The following is a 3,408-nucleotide window of genomic DNA, read 5'->3' on the forward strand; positions in this document are numbered from 1 at the left end:
ACCACGATGTGGTTGAACAGAGCTTTGCCGTTTAGGCCCTCCGGCAAATTATTCTCTTTCTGTATCATGAGAGGCTGCTATCAATGAAAGCGCAATTTACTTGGATTCCACAACTAAAGAAGGAATGGAAAATAGCAGCTCTATTTATCATAACACCAGTTATAAGAGAAACCCCGTTTCCAGCCTCCTGGAGGGGGTAGGGGTTTTGGTACTTTGACAGGAGGAGGAATTGCCTGCAGGGTGGTTCATATTATCGGAACTATATAGTATATTCGGCAGTCCGGTTACGGTTATCGGTCGAAATCGACCGATAAGCCGAATAGACTTCCGTTTATCCGGTAGTTACCTATGGTCAATGAAGTTGAAAATCAGCTTTTTTCTCCTGCTTATTATTTCTCTCCCATTGGTTGGGCAGAACAAGGAAGAGTCGTTTTGGAAGAAATATATTGACGAGGATGTAAGTGAACTGAACTTGCAGAATCTTGAAAATTCTGACTATACTACAGCTATTAGACTGTGGAAACCATATCAAGTAATTGAGCTAATTAAAGTTAATGACTCTGTTTATCAGGGTCAGCTGGTGAACTTTGTAACTAAAATGAACCGCAAAGAGGAAAAAAAAGCAGTCGTAAGCCAGAAGTTAACCATACCAGCATCTGTAACTAAGATTCTCATTGAGCAACTTCAAAAAGAAGGTGTTGAAGAACTTCCAGACAGCTATGATGTAGAGGGATATGTAAATGGATTAGACGGAACGACATATGTATTTGAAGTAAGCTCCAATGATAAGTACCGAGTCTACTCATACTGGGAACCAGAAAATGACCACTATCAGAACCCTGATTTAAGGGAAGTGAAAAGTGTAAGGAATGTACTTTCTGCAATAAATAAGGAGTTCGACTCTTGGAAGCTTTTCACGTTGTTTAGAGATAGCTTACCTGCTGGAAGGTACTAGTATGGAGGTATTATAATGGTCAAAACAAAATGACTTCAGGTAATCGAGTAGCCTGCCGTGGGCAAATCACCCACGGTGAGGCTCTCACACCACCCTGCGTACGGTTCGCGTACAGGGGGTTCGTTGAGGATAGCACAGTCGCTCTTTACACCGACTATGCCCTCGCCTTAATTTGAGATAAGGCTGGCAAACTCTGGGTTTGAACCTCCTTATCGGATTTTGGGCAACACAACGTTCAGCCCTTCACTACCCTGTGAGGCCTCCGCAGCGCTTACGGCTCGTTTCCAGGCGGCTACTATGGCTTCTGCTGACTGCTTGGTTCATAGGAGTACCGAACCTAATCCAAGCTCTCCCCAGGTAAGCCTCCCCACACACCCGGCTCCTCGCACTCTCGTGCTCAGCCCTCCTTCGACCTAACCCTGCTGCATCTACACAGAGCCGTTTGTTGGCCAGGGGCTTTGCAAAGAGGTGCTTGCTTACCCACGACTCCCTGCCTCTTATGCAGTTTCTGTTCGTCAGTTCAGGTGTTTGCAGTCCCGCTTCCTTCACTGCATACCTCGCGGTAAACCAGCTTGCGGCTTGCTAATCGGCTTCACCAACTTGCCGATAAGGGGCTTGCACCCTCTGGATAATCTGAGTATATTTCTTTTAAAATATAACTCGTGCCATGCTGGGCACACACAACACCTATAAGGCAGCTACGCCACCTTATAGCCCAGTCCGTTAGCACTTATTAAAAGCCATGAGTATGGTAAAGTTTTAAGCAGCCATGCTATGTGCTTGTTTCTAAATACCTGCTAAGTGCCAGTCGTCAATTGATTTCTTTGTCCAGCACCTTTAGTGCCTCTACCAGACCGTCCTGCCCTATTCCCCTGTAAACAATGCTGCCCTCGGGGTTTATCAAAATGACGGATGGAAAGGAGGTTACTAAGTAGCTTCGAACCACACCCTTTTTGCTTTCGTCAGACATGTCCTGGAAGATTTGCGGCCACGCCATTCCGTGCTTCTCAATCAGCCCGCTGAGCTTAGCCCTGTCCTTTTCCTCGTCGTAGGCAATGCCCATGAACTGCACCTTCTTGTCCTTGTACTTTTCATATGCGGCTTTGGTCTCGGGTATCAGTTTGATGCACGGACCGCACCACGAGCCCCAGAAATCAAGCAGCACATACTGTCCCCTGAAGTCCGAAAGCGAAACGGCATTGCCTTTCATATCCTGAATAGTGAAGCCTGGCGCAGGTTTGCCAGCGCTCACAGATGCCTCAAACTGGGCTTCATCCCGAATAGCCTTAGCAAAGGAGTGTTCCTGCAATTCCTGGCTAAGTAATCCTACAAACTGCCTTTTCTTTTCTGTTCCTAATGAATGCAATTTAAACAGGCTTAAAAAAGAATCAGGATGTTCTCTGATGTACTTCTCTGACTGAAGACGCGTCGCGTCCACAATCTCCTTCTGCTGCCTTCCAAGCTCCTCTCTCCTGCCTTGGTCCAGGTTTGGGTCCTGCATGCTGTTGGAAAGAGCAATGATTTTTTGCCTCGCAGGTACAATGAATTGCCTTTCATAGTCTTTGAATTCATCTGTTAAGGGTGAGCCCGTCACAGATGACTCCCATATTGCCTTACTGTCTCCCGCTATTTGAATGTCGCCCTCAAGGAAGAATGTTACACCTCCAGGCACACTATCAACAGTTATAGTATAGAATCTCAGCTCTTCAGGCTTATGAGTGAAGGCAAACCTATCCTTTGCTGCTATAGTAGAATCCAGCAGCATGTCCTGGTTATGCGCGTCCCTCACAAAAAGATACACCTTCTTGTTGCCAATACCGTCTATCTTACCCTTTACAGATAAGCTCTGCCCGAGACATAATACAGGAGCAAGAAATACTACCCCTAATAGGAGTTGTAATAGTTTGTTATAGTTTATTTCCATGGGTAGGTAGTTTAATAGCAGGTAGCAACATCCCATAGGAAGGGAGTATCTGCCTAAAGTTCTAAAATAAATTATGAGTTAAGGCTTAAATGAGAACAAATAAATGTACGCATATTAATAATTAATAGGTAAAATTTTATAATACAGAATACCTATATTTCGTAATGTTTCAGTGTCCTTAGGTTGGAGGAAAGAATAACAAGTGCTAACCCAGCACATGAGCAAAGCTACGGCTGCAATACCATAATGCGTAAGTAGATGAAGGATATATCGCAGGAATATAAAAGACAATCAGCTTGGAGAAACTGGAATTCCTATGTAAGCAAACTGCCAATCTTACCATCCGACTTGGTCCTTGATCTGGGTTGTGGAACAGGTGATTTTTCCGTACTTCTGGCTGATAGAGCTTCCAGGGTTATTGGAATAGATTTGAACAAAGATATCCTTGAGTTTGCCACAAAGGAAAATTATCGCCCCAATGTGCAGTATCTATGCTCAGACTTAAATAAAGCCCATGAAACCAACCTTC

The 3,408-nt window shown here is 44.6% G+C and carries 3 protein-coding genes; 2 read left to right on the top strand and 1 reads right to left on the bottom strand.

All coding sequences use genetic code 11. The features are described from left to right. Positions 1-355 precede the first annotated feature (355 nt). Complete coding sequence (locus ACFS7Z_RS27055; protein ID WP_377492541.1) at positions 356-955, top strand: hypothetical protein; 600 nt, start codon at positions 356-358, stop codon at positions 953-955. A gap of 811 nt (positions 956-1,766) precedes the next feature. Here the strand turns inward: ACFS7Z_RS27055 and ACFS7Z_RS27060 are convergent. Further along, positions 1,767-2,879 (bottom strand): redoxin domain-containing protein, encoded by a 1,113-nt coding sequence (locus ACFS7Z_RS27060; RefSeq protein ID WP_377492544.1) that lies wholly within the window; start codon positions 2,877-2,879, stop codon positions 1,767-1,769. Between the two features lie 258 nt (positions 2,880-3,137). Here ACFS7Z_RS27060 and ACFS7Z_RS27065 point away from each other — a divergent pair. Further along, positions 3,138-3,408 (top strand): class I SAM-dependent methyltransferase (locus ACFS7Z_RS27065; protein ID WP_377492547.1); only part of this gene is annotated, 271 nt, incomplete at its 3' end.

Source organism: Pontibacter toksunensis (assembly GCF_042686245.1).
Classification (GTDB): Bacteria; Bacteroidota; Bacteroidia; order Cytophagales; family Hymenobacteraceae; genus Pontibacter; species Pontibacter toksunensis.